We start from the raw sequence: 18,466 nt of genomic DNA, 5'->3' as shown, positions 1-18,466 counted from the left end.
TTGATTTCCCATCGATTAAAACCTTATACATTCAACAGGATAAAAAATGCTGAGTTATCGCCATAGCTTCCATGCTGGCAACCACGCCGACGTACTGAAGCACACCGTGCTGAGTCTGATCATTACGGCGCTGAAAGAGAAAGAGAAACCGTTCTTCTACCTGGATACCCACGCAGGCGCGGGCCGCTATCAGCTCAGCGGTGAACACGCCGAGCGCACCGGCGAATATCTGGAAGGCATCTCCCGCATCTGGCAGCAGCCCGATGCGCCTGAACTGCTGCAACCCTACTTTGATGCGATTGCTGCGCTGAACCGCAGTGGCACGCTGCGCTACTATCCCGGCTCGCCGCTGATTGCCCGTCACCTGCTGCGTGAAGATGACAAACTGCAGCTTACGGAACTGCACTCCAGCGACTATCCGCTGCTGCGTAACGAGTTCAGCAAAGATAAGCGCGCGCGCGTCGATCGTGCCGACGGCTATCAGCAGCTGAAAGCGAAGCTGCCCCCGCTGTCGCGTCGTGGTCTGGTGCTGATCGACCCGCCATACGAGATGAAAAGCGATTATCAGGCGGTGGTGAAAGGCATTCAGGAAGGCCATAAGCGTTTCAGCACCGGCGTTTTTGCGCTGTGGTATCCGGTGGTGTTACGTCAGCAGATCAAACACATGCTGCGCGATCTGGAAGCCACCGGTATCCGCAATATCCTGCAGATTGAACTGGCGACCCGTCCTGACAGCGATCAGCGCGGCATGACCGCTTCCGGCATGATCGTGATTAACCCGCCGTGGAAGCTGGCGCAACAGATGGAAACCCTGCTGCCGTGGCTGCATCAGAAGCTGGTGCCCGCCGGAACCGGCCACGCGGTCGTGAACCAGATCGTGCCTGAATAAGTGCGTCCGGCCTGATGTGGCTCCTGCTGGCCGGTGCGCTGGCCGCGCTGCAACACGCCCGACGGCTGGCTCTCCTGCTGTTAGCGTTCGCCGTCGGAGTGGGGTTTTATCAGCATGTTCTGACGTGGCCGGTGCTGCCGTTGCTGGCCGGCACCGGGGTGCTGGTCGCGCTGCGTCTCTGGCATCCGGCCCCTTCCCGGCGACACCGCCTCAGCGAAGCCCTGCTGGTTGTGATTGCCGTGGGGTTATTTCTCCATCTGTTCCCCGGCTTTGCTAATCCCCGCCAGGTTGATGAGGTGCGTGCTGGCGCGCAGAGCGTGCCTTTCAGTTTTTCCTTTAACTTCGATAAAGCCCTGGTTCCCTTTGTGCTGCTGGCCGCGCTGCCCACCCTCTTCCGCGCCCCTGCCCACCCGCCGCGCTTTCGCTGGCTCAGTGCGCTGGCGTTAATCGCCGCGGTTCCGCTGCTGCTCGGTAGCGCCGTGCTGCCGGGCGGCCTGGCGATTGAGCCTCACTTTCCGCGGTGGCTGGGGGCGTTTGTGCTGGCGAATCTCTTCTTCGTTTCGCTGGCCGAAGAGGCGCTGTTCCGGGGTTATCTGCAACAGCGGCTGAGAGAGGCGCTGGGGGGGATGCCCGCGCTGCTGCTCAGCGCGCTGCTGTTCGGACTGGCGCACGCCCCCGGCGGCGTGCTGCTGGTGATTTTTGCCACCCTGGCGGGAGGATTGTACGGTCTGGCGTGGCACTGGAGCGGCCGCTTATGGCTGGCGACCCTCCTGCACTTTGCCCTGAACCTTACCCATCTGCTGCTGTTTACCTATCCCGCGCTGCAACACTAGACGGTGAAGACCGCCAGGTCGCTCGCCAGCTCGGTGCGGGGGAAAATCGTCTGGCACTCGGCCAGCAGGCGGCTCATATCCTTTGCCAGATAGCGGGAGCTGAAGTGAGTGGCGATCAGCCGTTTGGCTCCGGCGCGTTTCGCCACGTCAGCCGCCTGCAGGGTGGTAGAGTGTCCGCGTCCGTTGGCTTTCTCCTCCATCGCCGCCTCCAGCGTGGTTTCATGCACCATCAGGTCAACATCCGCCGCCAGCTGCAACGCGACATCGGTCGGCGCCGTATCACCAAAGATGGCCAGTTTTTTGCCCGGCGTCGACGGGCCGAGATAATCCGCGCCATTGACCACCCGCCCATCTTCCAGCGTCACGCATTCTCCCTGTTTCAGTTGCTGAAACCATGGCCCACGTGGAACCCCTTCCGCTTTCAGCCGCGCGGCATCGAGCAGGCCGGGTTTGTCGTGCTGCTCAATGCGATAACCAAAACACGCAACCGGATGGTTCAGCGGCCAGGCACTGATCCGGAACTCGCCATCATCCAGCGTCCAGCCCGCCTCAATCTCAACAATGTTCAGCGGATAGTCGGTGTAGGAGCCGCTGATCGCCAGCGCCGTTTCAACAAAGGTCTTTAAGCCTTTCGGGCCATAGACCGTCATCGGGGTGGTTAACCCGGCCATTGAGCGGCTGGTGAGCAGCCCCGGCAGACCAAAAATATGGTCGCCATGCAGATGGGTGATAAAAATCTTATCCAGCTTGCCCGGTTTCAGGCTGGAGCGCATAAACTGTAACTGCGTGCCCTCGCCGCAGTCGAACAGCCAGGTTTCCCCGCTCAGTGCGCGGGTGAAGGCGATGGCGGTGACGTTGCGTTGCAGGCTGGGCGCACCGCCGCCGGTGCCGAGAAAAGTAAGGTGCATGGTATGCTTCCCTGAAAGCGATGAAAAAACAGAACCCTATTACAATCATAGGCGCAATTTTTGCGTCATTTCGACCGACAGCGTTACACTCAACCCCAAATTTTTATGCAACCGGATGGATACTTCAATGACCCGACATTTCGACTATCTCGCCATTGGCGGCGGCAGCGGCGGCATCGCTTCAATTAACCGTGCGGCCATGTATGGCCAGAAATGTGCCCTGATTGAAGCCAAAGAGCTGGGCGGCACCTGCGTGAACGTAGGTTGTGTGCCGAAGAAAATCATGTGGCACGCCGCGCAAATCGCCGAAGCTATCCATCTGTACGGGCCGGATTATGGCTTCGACACCACCGTGAATCGCTTCGACTGGGCCACGCTGGTCAAAAACCGCAGCGCCTATATCGATCGTATCCACAACTCCTATGACAACGTGCTGGGTAAAAACAAAGTCGAAGTGATTAAAGGCTTTGCCCGCTTTGTCGATGCGCACAGCGTGGAAGTCAACGGCGAGATTATCACGGCCAGCCATATTCTGATCGCCACGGGCGGCCGCCCGGTTCATCCTTCGATTCCGGGTGCGGAATACGGTATTGATTCTGACGGCTTCTTCGAACTCGACGCCCTGCCAAAGCGCACCGCGGTGATCGGTGCGGGCTACATCGCGGTGGAGCTGGCCGGTGTGGTGAACGCGCTGGGATCGGAAACCCATCTGTTCGTGCGTAAACACGCGCCGCTGCGCAGCTTTGATCCCCTGCTCAGCGAGACGCTGGTAGAAGTGATGAACAGCGAAGGGCCGATGCTGCATACCGAAGCCGTTCCGAAAGCCGTGATTAAAAACGAAGATGGCAGCCTGACGCTGCAGCTGGAAAACGGCAGCGACTACACCGTGGACTGCCTGGTCTGGGCGATTGGCCGTGAGCCTGAAACAGACAATCTCAATATTCAGGCCGCGGGCGTGGCGCTGGATGAGAAAGGCTACATCCGCGTCGATAAGTTCCAGAATACCAATGTGTCAGGCGTTTACGCCGTGGGCGATAACACCGGTGCGGTTGAACTGACCCCGGTAGCGGTGGCCGCGGGCCGTCGCCTCTCTGAGCGCCTGTTTAACAACAAGCCGGACGAGCATCTCGATTACAGCAATGTCCCGACCGTGGTGTTCAGCCATCCGCCGATTGGCACCGTCGGTCTGACAGAGCCGCAGGCGCGTGAACAGTATGGCGACGATCAGGTGAAGGTCTACAAATCGTCGTTTACGGCGATGTACACCGCCGTGACGCAGCATCGTCAGCCGTGCCGCATGAAGCTGGTCTGTGTGGGTGCCGATGAGAAGATTGTCGGGATTCACGGTATCGGATTCGGCATGGATGAGATGCTGCAGGGCTTCGCCGTGGCGCTGAAAATGGGTGCGACGAAGAAAGACTTCGACAACACCGTGGCGATCCACCCGACCGCAGCGGAAGAGTTTGTGACCATGCGCTAGCCACCTCCCCCCTGCGCATGACTGACCGTTACCCGCTGACACGTTGCTCTGCGGGTAACGGCTTTAATTAAAATAGGTTTCCCGCAACGGCGTTAATGCCGCACCCATTGCCGAACTGTCCCCCTCAATGGCGCTGAGCAGAATATCCGGATATTCCGCAGAAATGCCCCAGCGTTCACCCGAGCTCGTGCGCGGCATAGCTAAAAACATCTCCCCCAGCTGACGGGGAATTTCACCCCCTAATATGATTGCGCCGGGATCGATCACCGCATTCATGGCATCCATTGCCCGATGCAGATTTGGCGTTACGTCTTCTACCCACTGTTGCGCAATCGGCCAGGCCGGATCGAATTTATGATTGAGATCGCGTATATCTCTGATTTCAATACCGCCATCACGTAACCGATCGATCAGGATCCCGAGGGCCGGGCGTAGCTTGCCCTCTTCCGGCGTAAAAATACGGCTGATCTCCCCCGCATTCCCGAATGCCCCCTGGAACGGTTTGCCGTTAATCACGATGCCACCGCCAAAACCATAGTTAAAAGAGAGATAGCCAAACGTATCGTATTTCAGCCCGGCGCCTAAAAAGGCTTCAGCGTGCGCCGCCGTTGTGGCGTTATTTTCAATCCATACCGGTCGATCAAATAACATGGTAATTTCACGATGCAGATCGATGCCCATCCACGCTTTTAAAGGTTCAGGCGGATTGAAATACTTTCGTGATTCATAAAGAAAGCCCGCCATGCTGTATCCCACCCCACAGACTTTTTCTGGCGAAATACCATATTGTTTTAAGGTATCCAGATAGTGATGTCTGATATTCAGTAAGGTCCGGGCAGGATCGCGCGGGTGCGTATCCAGTACGCAGTATTCTGTAATGCCGCCCCGGAAATTAATCAGGCTGGCGGCCACGCTGTCTGAGTTAATCGAGATGCCGTAACCATAACGCGCATTCGCATTGAGGGATAACGACGGGCTGGGCTTGCCTCTTCCCTGGGACGGCGATTCCCCCAGGCTGAGAAAGCCGTTTTCGGTCAGCGTATCAACAATGCGGTGAACAGATGACTGATTCAGAATGGTTTGCGAAACCAGCGAGGAGCGGGAAATGCCATCGTTGCGGCGGACAAGCTCAAGAATGAGTTTTTCACTGCGATTAAGTTCGACTTCATGACCAGCGGAATATCCATAAACCACAGCGTTCTCCTCACCCTGTTTAATCATGCCTTCTGTTAACAACCTAGCATGCTTTTATGCATAGCGAATAGTTAAAGACCCTGCCCTGGCATTTTCGTTAAATGTGCCGATATTCAGCCTCTCCTGCCCTGCCTTACACGATCATAAAAGCGTCATAATAGTGAAACATTACGAGGGGAGACTTCAATATCATGCAATGAGCATGATATTAAAACGTGCCTTATGTACGGACTGGCACTTTCACCGTGCACAGGGCTCTGCCTTCATTTACACACTTTTTTTGTGCATCAGGTGAACAATGGAAACGCGCTTAAAGGTTGCTGAACGCATCGCGCAGGAGGCCTCGCTTTTGGCTCTGGACTATTTCAGACGGCTAAGTGAGTCAGAGATCGGCGAAAAAAGGCCGCAGGATCTCTTCAGTGAAGCCAATCGGGAAGTGGAAAATCTGATTCGGCAGCGCCTGGAACATCACTTCCCACAGGATGCCATTATCGGGGAAGAGCATGGTGGTGAGCCCGGCGCCAGCTACTGGTCTGTTGATCCGATTGATGGTACGAGTCACTTCCTGCGCGGCTCATCCCTGTGGGGGATTTCTGTTGGCTATGTGATCGATGGCGAGCCGGTGATGGGCGTGATCGTCCATCCGGTTTTAAACCTCATGCTGAGCGGCGGCAAAGAGACAGGGGTTTATCTGAATGGCGAACCCTTTCAACGTCCTGTGGTCGCTGAAGCGCTGAAAACCGTGGCGATTGGCGACAGTCCATCATGGGATTTCACCCATCAGCTCTGTATTGAAAAGGCGTATCGGGACGACGGCTGGAATGTGGTGCGCTACCGCTGTACCACCGCAGGTTTAAGCTTTAGCGTGCTGGGTTACGTCGACGGTTATCAGGAATGTTTTAGCAGCATGTGGGACGTTTCTGCGGGTTATGCGCTCTGTAAGGCAGCGGGACTGGATGCACATCTTGCCGGTTCAGAGGAAAAGAGCAGAACACATGTTAGTGTCGGGACGGCCGAAATGAATCGCCTTTCCGCCCGGTTTATCCCTTACCCGCGTTTTACGCCCGTCTGACCACGCATTGCCTCCGGCTTACCTCATCACGGCATTTCAGGACAGCCTTTCCCCGCTGTCCTGCCCGCTATGCATGTTCACCCGGCCCTCTGCCCCGAATATTAATTACAATGCATGAAAATGGTTAGCGTGTTAAACGTACGATTCTAAAGTAAACGCCTAAGCAACTATTATATATAGGTTTTAAAAAGTTAATAAATTCTTAACCCGCCTGAAATTGCTTAACTCCGATACGCCAAATTATTATGCGCCTCGCATTAATTAAAAAGTCCCTGGCACTCTATGACGGAGCCGCTCAACGTGAACACGCTAGAAATTCACAATGCCATGCTGACGTTCGACGATTTTGTCGCGCTGAACGGCATTTCACTGCAGGCCAGAAAAGGGCAATTTGTTTCCCTGCTTGGCCCCTCTGGCTGTGGCAAAACCACGCTGCTTAAAGTTATTGCCGGCTTCTACACGCTTGATAGTGGCAACGTCCTGATACACCAGCAGGACATGCATCATGTCAAACCTGAACATCGCGATACGGCGATGTGCTTCCAGTCCTATGCGCTGTTTCCTCACCTCTCCGTTGCTGAAAATATCGGGTTCGGCCTCAGGCAACGGAAGATGGAAAAAACAGACATTCATGTTCGCGTCGCGCAGACCGCCGCACAGGTTTCGCTGAATGCGCATTTGTCTAAACTGCCAGCGCAGTTATCCGGCGGTCAGCAGCAGCGTGTAGCCCTGGCCAGAGCGCTGGCCGTGCGTCCGGAAATCGTGTTGTTTGATGAGCCGCTGTCAAATCTGGATGCCAGATTACGCGACAAGGTACGACTGGAGATCAGACAGCTTCAGCGCGTCCACGGGTTCACCGCCATTTATGTTACCCACGACCGTGCAGAAGCCCTGTCGATGTCTGACATTGTGGTGGTCATGAATGCCGGAAAGATTGAGCAAACCGGAACGCCGAATGAGATCTACTATTCCCCGGTAAACCGCTTTGTCGCCGGTTTCGTCGGTCAGGCTAACGTCATGAAAGCCCGCGTACTGGAGAGCGACAGCAGCACCGGTATTTATCGCATTGCGTGCGTACTGGGCGAAATGGAAATCCATAGCCCTGTGCCGCCTGTATCGGACGAGGTCTATACCTTCTGGCGCCCTGAGGATGCCGTACTGAGCGAACAGCGTGCCGGAAAAAATACGCGGGCCTTTGAGATCGGTGCGGTGAGTTTTCTGGGCAACCTTTCTGAACTCCAGGTTCATCCGCTGGGCCATGAAGAAACGGAATATCAGTGGTGCATCCAGCTGGTCGGTAAAAGCGCCATCCGCGAAGGGGACACCGTTGATTTCTCTCTTCCGCCAGACAAGATCCGCTTTTTACGGGAAAGCTATTCATGAAAACGCGCACCCGGAACAGGCTCTGCTGGTTGCTGGTTCTGCCTGCGGTCGCGCCGGTCGTCATCACGCTGGTGCTGATTGTGATCATGGCACTGGCGCAATCCGTTGGCCTGTTTAATTTTGGCGCCCCGGCGCGCTTTACGCTTCACTACTGGCAAACCATTCTGAATGACAGCCAGCTGTGGCGCGCGACAGGCTACTCGCTCAGAATCGGCGTGATCAGTGCGGTGCTGTCCGTTGCCCTGGCGCTTCCGCTGGCACTCTGGCTGAGAAAGCCTTTCCCCGGCTCAATGCTGATGAGCGGCTTACTCAAAGCCCCGCTGATGGTACACGGGCTGGTGGCTGCGCTGCTGTTTATCAACCTGATTTCCTGGCAGGGCTTTATTAACCTGGGCCTGGTCCGGCTGGGGATCCTCTCTCACCCCATCAGAATGCAGAATGACCGCTGGGGCATTGGCGTGATTATTTTGCAGGTCTGGAAACAGCTTCCCTATGCGCTGCTGATCATGACCGGCAGCCTGCGCGCGATTGGCGATGAAATTTTCAATGCCGCGCGGGATTTAGGTGCCGGCAAGCGTGCCCGGTTGTTACAGATCATCCTGCCCTTATCTGTCAGGTCCGTTCAGGTATCGCTGGTGCTGATCTTCATCGGCGCCCTGGGTGACTTTTCCTTCCAGGTCGTTGCGGGGCCAACCAGCGTATTCTCTCTTTCGCAATACATGCTGCGCTTCCCTGAAATCAGCGCACAGGGCTGGAATCTTGCGGCCGTTGTCGCGGTGATTTTAATGCTGGCGGCTTTTGTCGGTGCAGTCGTGCTTGCCGCCCTGGCGAAGTGGCTGCAACAAGCCGGAGAACAGAGATAATGAGAGCCAGAGCGACCTTATCCCCGCTGCGTATCGTCATGATGACCCTTATCGCCGCCCTGTTTATGCTGTGGCTGGTTATTCCCTTTATGCTGACCGTGCTGTGGTCCCTGGTCGATAAAACCCATCCGTGGGCATGGCCAGATGCCCTGCCGCCGGTTCTCTCACTGGGACGCTGGGTGGAGGTCTGGACCACGACCGCGTTACCGCAGGCGCTCAGGAACAGCTATTTACTGGCGGCAGCCGTCTCCGTCTGCACGCTGATGTTGTCTCTGCCTGCCGCGTGGGCGTTTGGCAGAATGTCGTTTACGGGCAAACACCTTTTACAGAATGCGATCTTATTGCCGCTTATCGTTCCGGGATTTGTCGTCGCGCTGTTTTTTTCCATGTTGCTCAACGTGGTAGGCATTCACAGCCGGTTTGGCGGCATTTTGCTGGGGCATATGATTATCCTGATGCCTTATGCCGTGCGCATTCTGACCCTGTCGTTTTCGCAGATACGCCAGGACACGCTCGATGCGGCACGAGATATGGGCGCTTCGGCGATGAACCGGTTTTTAGTGGCCTGCCTGCCCACCCTCAGACCAGGAATATTTGCCGCATTAATTATTGTCTTTACGTTATCCATAGAGGAGTTCGCCATAAGTTTTATTGTGGGCTCACCCGATTTTATTACCGTCCCTGCCATTCTCTATTCTTATCTGGGTTATAACTTTATCCGACCCAATGCGGCGGTCATTTCTTTAATGCTGGTTGTACCGAATGTCATTTTAATGTTGATTGCAGAAAAATTACTGACAAAAAATCCTGTCGCCTCCTTTGCGGGAAAAGGCTGACACTCTTTAATACGCGTTATTGGGGAAAAATATGTTCAGACTCGCTGCTGCAATATTATTGCTGGCCGGGGCTTTCTGTAGCCCGGCTCAGGATTTAAACACGATGAACTGGGAACAGATTGTCGGACAGGCGAAAAAGGAGGGGAAACTGACCTGGTATCAATGGTATTACCAGGATCGGTTAAAAGAGCAGGTCAGCCTGTTTGAAAAACAGTACGGTATTAACGTTACCCTGTCTGAAGGCACACTTCAGGGCAACATTAATAAGCTCATGGCTGACCGCGGACGGGAAACGGGCGATATTGATCTGTTTTCGATTGGCGGGGGCGCATTCGGAACCGTCTCGCCTCAGCAGACGTTTTTTGGCCCGATTAACAGACTGCTGCCGGAAGGCAAAACCCTGAACTACACCATTGAGGGAACGGACAGTAAAGGCTATGGCGTGGCATTCTGGGGCAATCAGACCGGTCTGGCCTACGATTCGCGCCGGCTGAAAGAAAGTGAGTTGCCGCGAACCCTGCCGCAGCTCACGGCCTTCCTGCAGGCTCATCCTCAGGAATTTGGCTTCAACGTTGAAAACGGCGGTTCCGGCCCGGCCTTTATTGAATCGGTGACGCGCACGCAGGTGCCGGGTTTTGATTTCACCAAAGGCGACACGGATGTAAAAAGCCTGACGGCTCTGCAGCCCGCCTGGAACTGGTTCAGACAGCAGCGTCCCAACTACATCATTACGGCCTCCAACGCCGACAGCGTCACCCGACTGGTCAGCGGTGAATTCCTGCTGGTTCCCGCCTGGGAAGATTACCTGGTGGGATTAGAAAACCACGGTGAAGTCCCGAAAACCATCCGGCTCTATGTCCCCGATTTCGGCATGCCCGGCGGCGGAAATATGGTGGCGATACCGCAAAATGCCCCCCATAAAGCGGCAGCGTTGCTGTTTATCCACTGGCTGACGCTGCCCACCACCCAGCGGCTGTTCCAGCAGGTTTATGGCATTACGCCGCAGAACAGAGAAGTGAATCGTGATGCCGGGCTGATCGACAGCAAAGAGCGCGTTCATGGCACCCAGTTCATGCCTAAACCGCTGGGTGATGAAGTCAGAACCGAATTCTCTAATCAGGTTTTGCTCAGGTAAACCTGCGATAAAACCCTAACAGAAGGTAAAGCCAGGAATGTCGACAAAAAAAACCCCTGCACGCGTAGTGAATGCCCGCCTGATTGCCCATCGGGGAGCACCGCTGCTGGCACCGGAAAACACGCTGCCTTCGTTTCAGGCGGCTGTTGAACATGGAGCGACGTGGATAGAGGTGGATGTCAAACTCACCAAAGACAGACACCCGGTCATTATTCATGACGATTCCGTGGAGCGGACAACAAATGGCAAAGGCTATGTGGCGAACTTAACCCTGGATGAGATCCGATCGCTGGAGGCGGGCGTGTGTTATGGCCACCTTTTCAGAGGCGTAAAAGTGCCGACGCTGGCTGAAACAGTGGCGTTTGTTCTGGATAAAGGCGTCGGGCTGCAACTGGAGATCAAACCCACCTCCGGACAGGAAGTGGAAACGGCGGAGATTGCTATCGCTCAGCTGAAGTCACTGTGGCCAGCAGGTGAGAAGAAGCTCTTTATCAGCAGCTTCTCGGAGATTTCGCTGCAGGTTGCCGCACAGCTTATGCCTGACGTCCCGCGCGGCCTGGCAGTTTGCGTCCCGCCCAAAGACCCCGAGGCGCTCCTCGCCAGAACGGGTTGCCAGATCCTGCATTTCCTGGGTGACTTCGCGACGGACGAAGATCTGACGCGACTGGCTCGTTCAGGTATTGAATTTGCGATTGCCACAATCAATGACCCGGTTCTTGCCAGGAAATATATTGATGCGGGTGCGCAAACGGTATTAAGCGATATCCCCGACTTAGCATTCTGAATAAAAAATTGTGCAGGACGTTCTCAGCCAGAAACCCGTAACACCAGGGAAATTCATTATAAAAATGGCCATAACCTTTATGGCCGCTATAACGCCTTTATTATTTAGCCATTCTGGAAGACGAAAGTCATAGTGAAATAAATGCCGCTCTGCGCGGTTACCTCCTCATGCTTAAGTTAACGGATAAGGGTAGATGATATGCACAATAAAATAAAAGCCGCCGCGCCGTATGCAATCTGTTTTCTGGCCTCATTTTCTGCATACTCCGCTGAGATTTATAATAAAGATGGAAATAAAATCGACCTGTACGGTAAAGTCGATGCGCGTCATGTTTTCTCAGATAATATTGCAGAAGATGGCGACAACTCATACGCACGCCTGGGTTTTAAAGGTGAGACGCAAATTAACGATCGGCTTAGCGGTTATGGTCAATGGGAATATAACTTCCCGCTGAATCACAGTGAAGGCGGTAGCGACGCGCAAACGGGTAATGCCACACGCTTAGGGTTTGCCGGTCTGAAACTGGCCGACTTCGGCTCATTCGATTATGGCCGTAGCTTTGGGGTGCTGTACGTTGCCTCTGCCTATACGGATATGGCACCGGTCTACGGTTCCGGCACCATGACTACCAACGATAACTTCCTGTCAAAACGCTCAACCGGCCTCGCGACCTGGCACTCTCCGGCGTGGGGTGGGTTAAAGCTGACCCTGCAGTATCAGGGAAAAAATGACCGCGCCACCGCTAAAGTGGCTAACGGGGATGGCTACGGTGCTGGCGTGACTTACAGCATTACCGATGGGCTGAGCATTGCGGCGGCAGGGATGAAAGCAAAACGGACGCTGATCCAGCAAGCTGACGGTCAGGGAGACGATGCCACCGCCTGGGTCACCTCTGCAAAATATGATGCCAGCCAGCTCTATCTGGCCGCCATGTATGGCGAAGCCAGTGACGTTACGCCTTATGGACAGCTGGCACAGGTCGCCGACAAAACCCATAACGTTGAGGCGATTGCGCAGTACCAGTTCCTGAACGGTTTGCGCCCTTCTGTCGGTTTTGTCATGCAGCGTGGCGAAAACCTGCAGGGCGCAGGGAATTTTGCCGGAGGCAGCCAGACGATGCAGAAATATATTGCGGTGGGCACCTATTACTATTTCAACAAGAACATGCTGACCTACGTGGACTACCGCATTAACCTGCTGAAGGACAACGACTTTACGCGTGCCACCGGCATTACGACGAAAAACAGTATCGGTATGGGCCTGACCTATCAGTTCTGACCCGGCTGCTCCTTTTTTGTGCAGTATGGCTTCATACCTGACAACGCGCACTTAGCGAGGCTGGCTCATGCCAGCTTTTTTTACGTCAGCCGCAGGGGGAATCATTACAGGGCCGGGGACGCAGCCTGATGAGGGGTTTCCAGCCACTTAACATAGGCCTGATCCCACAACGCCGCCGGCGTTCCCGCTTTGCCCAGACCAAACCCATGCCCGCCTTTGCTGATCTGAATCAGCTCAACCGGCACGCGATTACGCCGACAGGTGTCGCGCATCAGCTCGGTGTTAAACGGGTTGGAGGTGTGATCGTCTTCCGCCTGCGCCAGGAAGGTTGGCGGATAGCGCCGGGTCACAAAGTTCTGCACTGACCAGTTTGCCTCATCCTGTGGGGTGGCATTTTTGCCGACCATCATCAGATGCGTGCTGGTGTGCTGATAGGGCGCTTCCAGGGTAATGACCGGATAGATCAGGCCCACGCTGTCGACGGCGGGCACCACTTCATCCAGCGGGTCGATGGCCGGATAGGATTCAAAGTCCGGGCGCGCCGCCGCCAGCCCCAGCAGATGGCCACCGGCCGAGAAGCCCAGCACATGCACCCTGCGCTCAAACGACCGCACCAGCCGGATAGCACGCTGCGCATCCTGCAGCGGAGCCAGCCGCCCCGCCTGCCACTTCTCATGCGGCAGCCGGTAGCTGAGCACGTAGGCGGTGTAGCCATTGGCGTTCAGCCAGCGCGCCACCGGCCAGGCTTCGCGCCCCATGCCGATCCAGCGATAGCCGCCGCCTGCGGCGATCAGCACCGCTTCGCCGTTGGGATTTTCCGGTTTGAAACGCTGGATCGCCGGGCTGACGATATTGGACCACGAACCGCTGCTGTTAATGTGCAGCTGGCCCGACGGGCCACCGCCGCCGGGCGGGTCGTCCGGCCAGAGGGGAATAATGTCATCGCGGGCAAATAATTTGCCGGTGGTCATGGAGAGCCCAAGCGCTCCCGTGCCGAGAATAAAGCGTCGACGCGTAATCATAGTGCCTGTTAAGTGATGCCAGTAAGAGAGCAGACCGTTGCGGTGTGCTGCAAAAGAATCAACAGATGCAAGTCTGGTGCCAGACGCTGGCGATTATGTACGCAATGCCGGGTGAAAAGCCATAAAAAAACGCGCCCCGCAGGCGCGTTTTATACCGTGCGGCCCGGTTAATCTTCCTGCTGGAACTGCGCCATCACAGCCTGCTCACACTGCTGTTCGTTGACGCGCAGTTTGGCGCGTTCATCGTCACCCAGCTGCAGCCAGGCACTGGCAACTTCCCGCGCCGATTCTTCATCAAACTCGGGCTGATTCATCGCCGATGAGGATTTACTGCGCGCCACGTCAGATTTCATCTGCTCCACATACTGATCCGCGCTGGCGACCTTTTTTTCACTGCTGACGATGTGACACAGCTGACTGGCGTAGACATTCTGTTCGGTGTCAGCGTCGTCCGCCGCCAGCGCGCTGCCGGAGGCGAGCAGGCTCAGCAGGATAATCTGGGTTACTTTCATTCTTCACTCCTGTTTGTTCGGATTAAACTTTGCGCTGAAGGGCTTCGATGCGCTTCTGACGCCAGTTCAGCAGTGGCGACACGGTGGTGCCGTGGACAACCACGCTACAGACCACCAGCGTTAACGCCATATTCGTCATGATTTCCATCTGCGGGCCTTCCATGCCGTGCGTCCAGGCATAGGCAATATAGTTCAGGCTGCCGATTCCGCGGATGCCCAGCCAGCCAATCAGCAGACGCTGACCCAGCGGCAGCCCGGCGCGCAGTGTGACCAGCCAGACGGCCAGCGGACGCACCACCACAAACAGCACCAGGCCCAGCAGCACGCCGTAGATATTCCAGTGCTGTGCCAGCGTCACGCCCAGCACCACCATCATGCCAGCCGCCAGCAGACGTTCAATAGTATCGCCAAAAGAGAGGGCGTCGCCTACTACAAACCCAATCGACTTCACCATATTGTTATTGCCCTGATGCGCCAGCCGCTTATTGGGATTGACCAGCGCCTCAGAGGGGAGAACACGTTCATCATCAGAGAGATCCTCCGGCTGATGACGGCGAAACACCCCCAGCTCGGCGCGGCGTAGCCCCAGTCCGGCGGCAAAGGCGGCCAGGAAGCCGGAGGCGCCCAGCCACTCCACCAGCGAATAACTCAGCGCGATCAGCGCCAGCGCGAGGAAATCGTTGGGGGCCACATCGCCGTTGGCATTGCGCAACCGGGTCGTCAGCACACCGATCATCTGCCCCATGACAAAGCCGATAAGCAGCCCGGCGCCAATCGCCCAGATCACCTCGACCGCGCCCCAGTGAGCCAGCATCCCCCCGCTCAGGCTCTCGCCATTGAACAGCAGCAGCGCCAGCACCAGCAGCGGCAGCGCGGATCCATCGTTCATGCCCGCTTCGCTGGAGATCGCCACCCGCAGCGAGTCATCATCCTGCGCATCGTTTACCGAGATGAGGCTGGCCAGCACCGGATCTGTCGGCGCGACAATGGCACCAAACGCCAGCGCAACCGGCCAGTCTAATCCCACCAGGAAATGGGCCAGCAGGGTCATTGCCGCCACGGTCAGCAGCATGGCGGGAAAGGCGAGTTTCAGTCCGGTGTGCCAGCAGTTATTCTGTAACGGCAGACGCAGCTTGAGTCCGGTGATAAACAGCGAGGCGGCCATGGTGATTTCGGTAATGTGGGCCACGGCTTCGGAATGGGTGACGATATCGATGTGGACCACATCAAACGCCCACGGGCCGCACAGTATGCCCGCGATAAGAAACAGACCAAATGAGGTGACTGGCCCCCGGTGAATCCAACCGGAAGCCAGCGACATCAGCAGCAGAAGGCCGCCCGTCGCTGCTGTCCAGGCTAAAAAGTTCATAATGCTCCAGCTTATTTCGGGTTTATCAATAAGCCTGGCACATTTTTTGAAGGGCGAGACGATCAGTTTTTCAGGTGGCGACTGGCGAAGCGCACCGCCAGCGCGGCCGCCCCGGCTAAGGTAGAGAGCGCAACCACCCCATTCCAGCCCCAGTGCGCCAGCGCCAGGCTGCCCAGTGCCGCCCCGCTGGCCATACCGATAAACACCACGGTGAACAGCAGCGCATTGAGGCGACTGCGTGCTTCAGGTGCCAGGCCATAGACCAGCGTCTGGTGCGCGACCAGCGTGGCCTGCACGCCCAGATCAAAGCCAATGGTACAGATCACAATCAGCGCCAGCTGCGCCGGGACAGGCAGCACGGGCAGCAGGAACATCAGCGCAAAAGAGAGTGTCACCAGGGCGGCACCGGCCTGGGTGACCCGCGCCGGGCCGATGCGATCGGCAAAACTGCCCGCCAGCGGGGCTGCCATCGCCCCCGCCGCCCCGGCTAAGCCAAAGGCCCCGGCCACGGCGCTGTCCAGATGAAAGCGATCGCTGAGCATTAACGCCAGCGTCGACCAGAAGGCGCTGAACCCTACCGACAGCAGTCCCTGAGCCAGGGCGGCGCGGCGCAGCGTCTGGTGGTGACGCCACAGATGCACCAGCGACAGCAACAGCCGCGGATAGCTTACGGTGGTGCCCGGCGTAAAGCGTGGCAGCACCCGCCTGAGCGTCAGCGTAATCAGCAGCACCGACAGCGCCGCAATCAGATACATGGTGCGCCAGCCGAAATACTCCGCCACCACGCCACTGACGACCCGCGACAGCAGAATCCCCACCAGCAGGCCAGTCATCACCGTACCGACCGTTTTACCCCGGCTGCGTTCCGGAGCCAGCGCCGCCGACGCCGGGACAATATCCTGCGCCACGGTGGCGGTCAGGCCGGTCACAAAGCTGGCGATCAGCAGCGCGCTGAGCCCCGCGGAAAAGCCACACAGCAGCAGTGCGGCGACCAGCAGCAGGCCCTTGATAAAGATAATCGTGCGCCGGTCATGGCGATCGCCCAGCGGGGCCAGCAGCAGGATGCCCAGCGCATAGCCCGCCTGCGTCAGCATCGGCACCATGCCGACCGCGCCGATGCCCGCACTGAACTGCTTACTGATGATATCCAGCATCGGCTGACTGTAGTAAATCGACGCCACGCTGAGCCCGGCCCCGGCGGCCAGGGTGAAGACCAGCGGAGCGGAGAGCGGTTCGTTTCGGGTTGGGTTTTCTATTGCTGACATGGTGTCATCCTCATCATTTCGTGCCGCTATTTAAGCGCATTGCGGTTATACGCGGTAGACTGACGTCAGGCAAAACCGTTATGCGTGGAGCGTATGAATCATTCCAGTGGCAGCGACCGCATCGAACTGATGCAGACTTTTATCCGTATTGTTGAGAGCGGCAGCCTCTCCGCCGCTGCGGCACAGCTCGGCACCACCCAGCCTACCGTCAGCCGGCGGCTGCAAATCCTGGAGCAGCGGCTCGGCCTGAAGCTCATTCTGCGCACGACCCATGCGCTGAAGCTCACCGATGATGGCGAACGCTGCTACGCCCAGGCGCGGCAGCTGCTGGCCACGTGGCATGCGCTGGAAGATGAGCTGACCGGGGCCAGTGACGAACCCATCGGCACGCTGCGGGTTCGCGCCCCGCACGCCTTTGGTCAGGATCAGCTGATCGATCCCCTGGTGGACTATCTGCACCGCTATCCCCGACTCAATATAGAGTGGATGCTGAATGACCGCACACCCGACTTCATCGCGGAGAATGTGGACTGTGCCATTCAGGTCGGCGCGCCCAGCGATCCATCGGTCGTGGCGGTTCTGCTGGCAGAAGTGCCGCGTTTCGTGGTGGCGGCGCCGCGCCTGCTGGACCAGTTTCCGCCGATTGAGCGGGTGGAACAGCTGGGCGATCTGCCGTGGCTGGCGCTCACCAGCTTTTACCGTAATGAAGTGGCGTTGCAGAAAATAGATGACGGCCAGCCGCTGAACCTGCCGATTATGCCGCGGCTGAGCAGCGACAGCCTTTACGCCGTGCGTAAAGCGGCACTGGCCGGCATGGGGGCGGCGATTGTCTCATCGTGGGCGGTGCAGGAGGATCTGGCGGAGGGCAAACTGATTCAGCTGATGCCCGCGTGGCAGGCCCCGCCGCTGCCGGTGTGGCTGACCTATCCGTGGGCGAGTTACTACCCGGCCAGGCTGCAACACTTCTTTGCCATGATCAAAGAGGTGATGCCGCAGCTGACCGGCACCCGTCCGGCCTCACAACCGGCCCGCTCAGACAGGGCGGAGTAACGACGGACACAGCTAGCGGATTTGGGCAGGGAGACGCGGGAGGAGGAGGCAGAGCAGGCGCCCGCATCAGCGGCGCGCCGGAAAGGGAATGCGTTACTTTTTATCGTAGCGTGACAGCTTATCGAGCCAGCCCATGACAAAGGCGGAGAGCACGAAGGTCAGGTGGATAATTACGTACCACATCAGCTTATCATTATCGACGTTGCGCGCTTCCATAAACACCCGCAGCAGGTGAATCGAAGAGATGGCGACAATAGAGGCGGCCACTTTGTTCTTCAGTGAGCCGGAGTCCATTTTTCCCAGCCAGCTCAGCTTCTCTTTGTCTTCGTCGATATCGAGCTTCGAGATAAAGTTCTCATAGCCTGACAGCATCACCATCACCAGCAGACCGCCAACCAGCGTCATATCGACCAGCGACAGCAGCAGCAGGATCAGATCGTTTTCCGCAATGCTGAAAATGTTGGGCAGCAGGTGGACTATTTCCTGGAAAAATTTAATCGTCAGCGCCAGCAATCCCAGCGAAAGTCCAATGTAAACCGGGGCCAGCAACCAGCGCGATGCATACATCAGGTTTTCGGTAAAACGTTCCATAC

Annotated in this window: 18 protein-coding genes; 11 read left to right on the top strand and 7 right to left on the bottom strand. The window is 57.0% G+C overall.

Annotated features, from left to right (window positions below; genetic code table 11):
- The first annotated feature begins 46 nt into the window (after positions 1–46).
- The gene (locus tag OXR04_RS16920) at positions 47–889 is read left to right on the top strand and encodes a 23S rRNA (adenine(2030)-N(6))-methyltransferase RlmJ (RefSeq protein WP_009087873.1); all 843 of its coding nucleotides are present in this window, start codon (positions 47–49) and stop codon (positions 887–889) included.
- A 14-nt stretch (positions 890–903) separates the two neighbouring features.
- Positions 904–1,722, top strand: a complete 819-nt coding sequence (locus OXR04_RS16915) for a type II CAAX endopeptidase family protein (RefSeq protein ID WP_267372144.1) — start codon at positions 904–906, stop codon at positions 1,720–1,722.
- Here the strand turns inward: OXR04_RS16915 and rnz are convergent.
- Complete coding sequence (gene rnz / locus OXR04_RS16910; RefSeq protein WP_058956939.1) at positions 1,719–2,630, bottom strand: ribonuclease Z; 912 nt, start codon at positions 2,628–2,630, stop codon at positions 1,719–1,721. The two genes, OXR04_RS16915 and rnz, sit on opposite strands and share 4 nt — an antisense overlap.
- Before the next feature lie 127 nt (positions 2,631–2,757).
- On the opposite strand from rnz, the gene gorA reads away from it, so the two are divergent.
- Positions 2,758–4,110: a glutathione-disulfide reductase gene (gene gorA, locus OXR04_RS16905; protein ID WP_009087879.1), complete on the top strand. Its 1,353-nt coding sequence runs from the start codon at positions 2,758–2,760 to the stop codon at positions 4,108–4,110.
- A gap of 63 nt (positions 4,111–4,173) precedes the next feature.
- Here gorA and OXR04_RS16900 read toward each other — a convergent pair whose 3' ends face one another.
- Positions 4,174–5,304, bottom strand: coding sequence for an ROK family transcriptional regulator (locus OXR04_RS16900; protein WP_267372142.1), 1,131 nt, complete (start codon positions 5,302–5,304; stop codon positions 4,174–4,176).
- Positions 5,305–5,602: 298 nt separating this feature from the next.
- On the opposite strand from OXR04_RS16900, the gene OXR04_RS16895 reads away from it, so the two are divergent.
- From OXR04_RS16895 to OXR04_RS16865, 7 genes are all read left to right on the top strand, one after another.
- Positions 5,603–6,376, top strand: coding sequence for an inositol monophosphatase family protein (locus tag OXR04_RS16895; RefSeq protein ID WP_267372141.1), 774 nt, complete (start codon positions 5,603–5,605; stop codon positions 6,374–6,376).
- Between the two features lie 282 nt (positions 6,377–6,658).
- Positions 6,659–7,759: an ABC transporter ATP-binding protein gene (locus tag OXR04_RS16890; RefSeq protein ID WP_276589541.1), complete on the top strand. Its 1,101-nt coding sequence runs from the start codon at positions 6,659–6,661 to the stop codon at positions 7,757–7,759.
- The gene (locus OXR04_RS16885; RefSeq protein ID WP_058956936.1) at positions 7,756–8,622 is read left to right on the top strand and encodes an ABC transporter permease subunit; all 867 of its coding nucleotides are present in this window, start codon (positions 7,756–7,758) and stop codon (positions 8,620–8,622) included. The genes OXR04_RS16890 and OXR04_RS16885 overlap by 4 nt, the downstream gene beginning before the upstream one ends.
- The gene (locus OXR04_RS16880; RefSeq protein ID WP_052722453.1) at positions 8,622–9,458 is read left to right on the top strand and encodes an ABC transporter permease; all 837 of its coding nucleotides are present in this window, start codon (positions 8,622–8,624) and stop codon (positions 9,456–9,458) included. The genes OXR04_RS16885 and OXR04_RS16880 overlap by 1 nt, the downstream gene beginning before the upstream one ends.
- Positions 9,459–9,489: 31 nt before the next feature.
- Positions 9,490–10,593 carry an extracellular solute-binding protein gene (locus tag OXR04_RS16875; protein WP_346274710.1) on the top strand — a complete coding sequence of 368 codons (1,104 nt, stop codon included), beginning with the start codon at positions 9,490–9,492 and terminating at the stop codon, positions 10,591–10,593.
- Between the two features lie 37 nt (positions 10,594–10,630).
- Positions 10,631–11,377: a glycerophosphodiester phosphodiesterase family protein gene (locus OXR04_RS16870; protein ID WP_267372135.1), complete on the top strand. Its 747-nt coding sequence runs from the start codon at positions 10,631–10,633 to the stop codon at positions 11,375–11,377.
- 198 nt (positions 11,378–11,575) lie between these two features.
- Positions 11,576–12,655, top strand: coding sequence for a porin (locus OXR04_RS16865; RefSeq protein WP_267372133.1), 1,080 nt, complete (start codon positions 11,576–11,578; stop codon positions 12,653–12,655).
- A gap of 104 nt (positions 12,656–12,759) precedes the next feature.
- Here the strand turns inward: OXR04_RS16865 and OXR04_RS16860 are convergent, their stop codons facing one another.
- From OXR04_RS16860 to OXR04_RS16845, 4 genes are all read right to left on the bottom strand, one after another.
- Complete coding sequence (locus OXR04_RS16860; RefSeq protein WP_033736095.1) at positions 12,760–13,677, bottom strand: alpha/beta hydrolase; 918 nt, start codon at positions 13,675–13,677, stop codon at positions 12,760–12,762.
- A 167-nt stretch (positions 13,678–13,844) separates the two neighbouring features.
- Positions 13,845–14,189 (bottom strand): hypothetical protein, encoded by a 345-nt coding sequence (locus tag OXR04_RS16855; RefSeq protein WP_009087900.1) that lies wholly within the window; start codon positions 14,187–14,189, stop codon positions 13,845–13,847.
- A 22-nt stretch (positions 14,190–14,211) separates the two neighbouring features.
- Entirely contained in the window at positions 14,212–15,558 is a 1,347-nt protein-coding gene (locus tag OXR04_RS16850; RefSeq protein WP_009087902.1) for a cation:proton antiporter, read from the bottom strand.
- Positions 15,559–15,620: 62 nt separating this feature from the next.
- Positions 15,621–16,823, bottom strand: coding sequence for an MFS transporter (locus tag OXR04_RS16845; RefSeq protein ID WP_009087904.1), 1,203 nt, complete (start codon positions 16,821–16,823; stop codon positions 15,621–15,623).
- Between the two features lie 93 nt (positions 16,824–16,916).
- Between OXR04_RS16845 and OXR04_RS16840 the strand changes: the two genes are divergently transcribed.
- The gene (locus tag OXR04_RS16840; RefSeq protein WP_267372131.1) at positions 16,917–17,873 is read left to right on the top strand and encodes a LysR family transcriptional regulator; all 957 of its coding nucleotides are present in this window, start codon (positions 16,917–16,919) and stop codon (positions 17,871–17,873) included.
- Between the two features lie 93 nt (positions 17,874–17,966).
- Here the strand turns inward: OXR04_RS16840 and OXR04_RS16835 are convergent, their stop codons facing one another.
- Positions 17,967–18,464, bottom strand: coding sequence for a TIGR00645 family protein (locus OXR04_RS16835; protein ID WP_009087908.1), 498 nt, complete (start codon positions 18,462–18,464; stop codon positions 17,967–17,969).
- Positions 18,465–18,466 lie beyond the last annotated feature (2 nt).

The sequence above is a fragment of the Pantoea sp. GM_Pan_3 genome, assembly GCF_026541045.1.
Lineage (GTDB): Bacteria > Pseudomonadota > Gammaproteobacteria > Enterobacterales > Enterobacteriaceae > Pantoea > Pantoea anthophila.
This window is presented reverse-complemented; position numbering and strand designations above follow the sequence as displayed.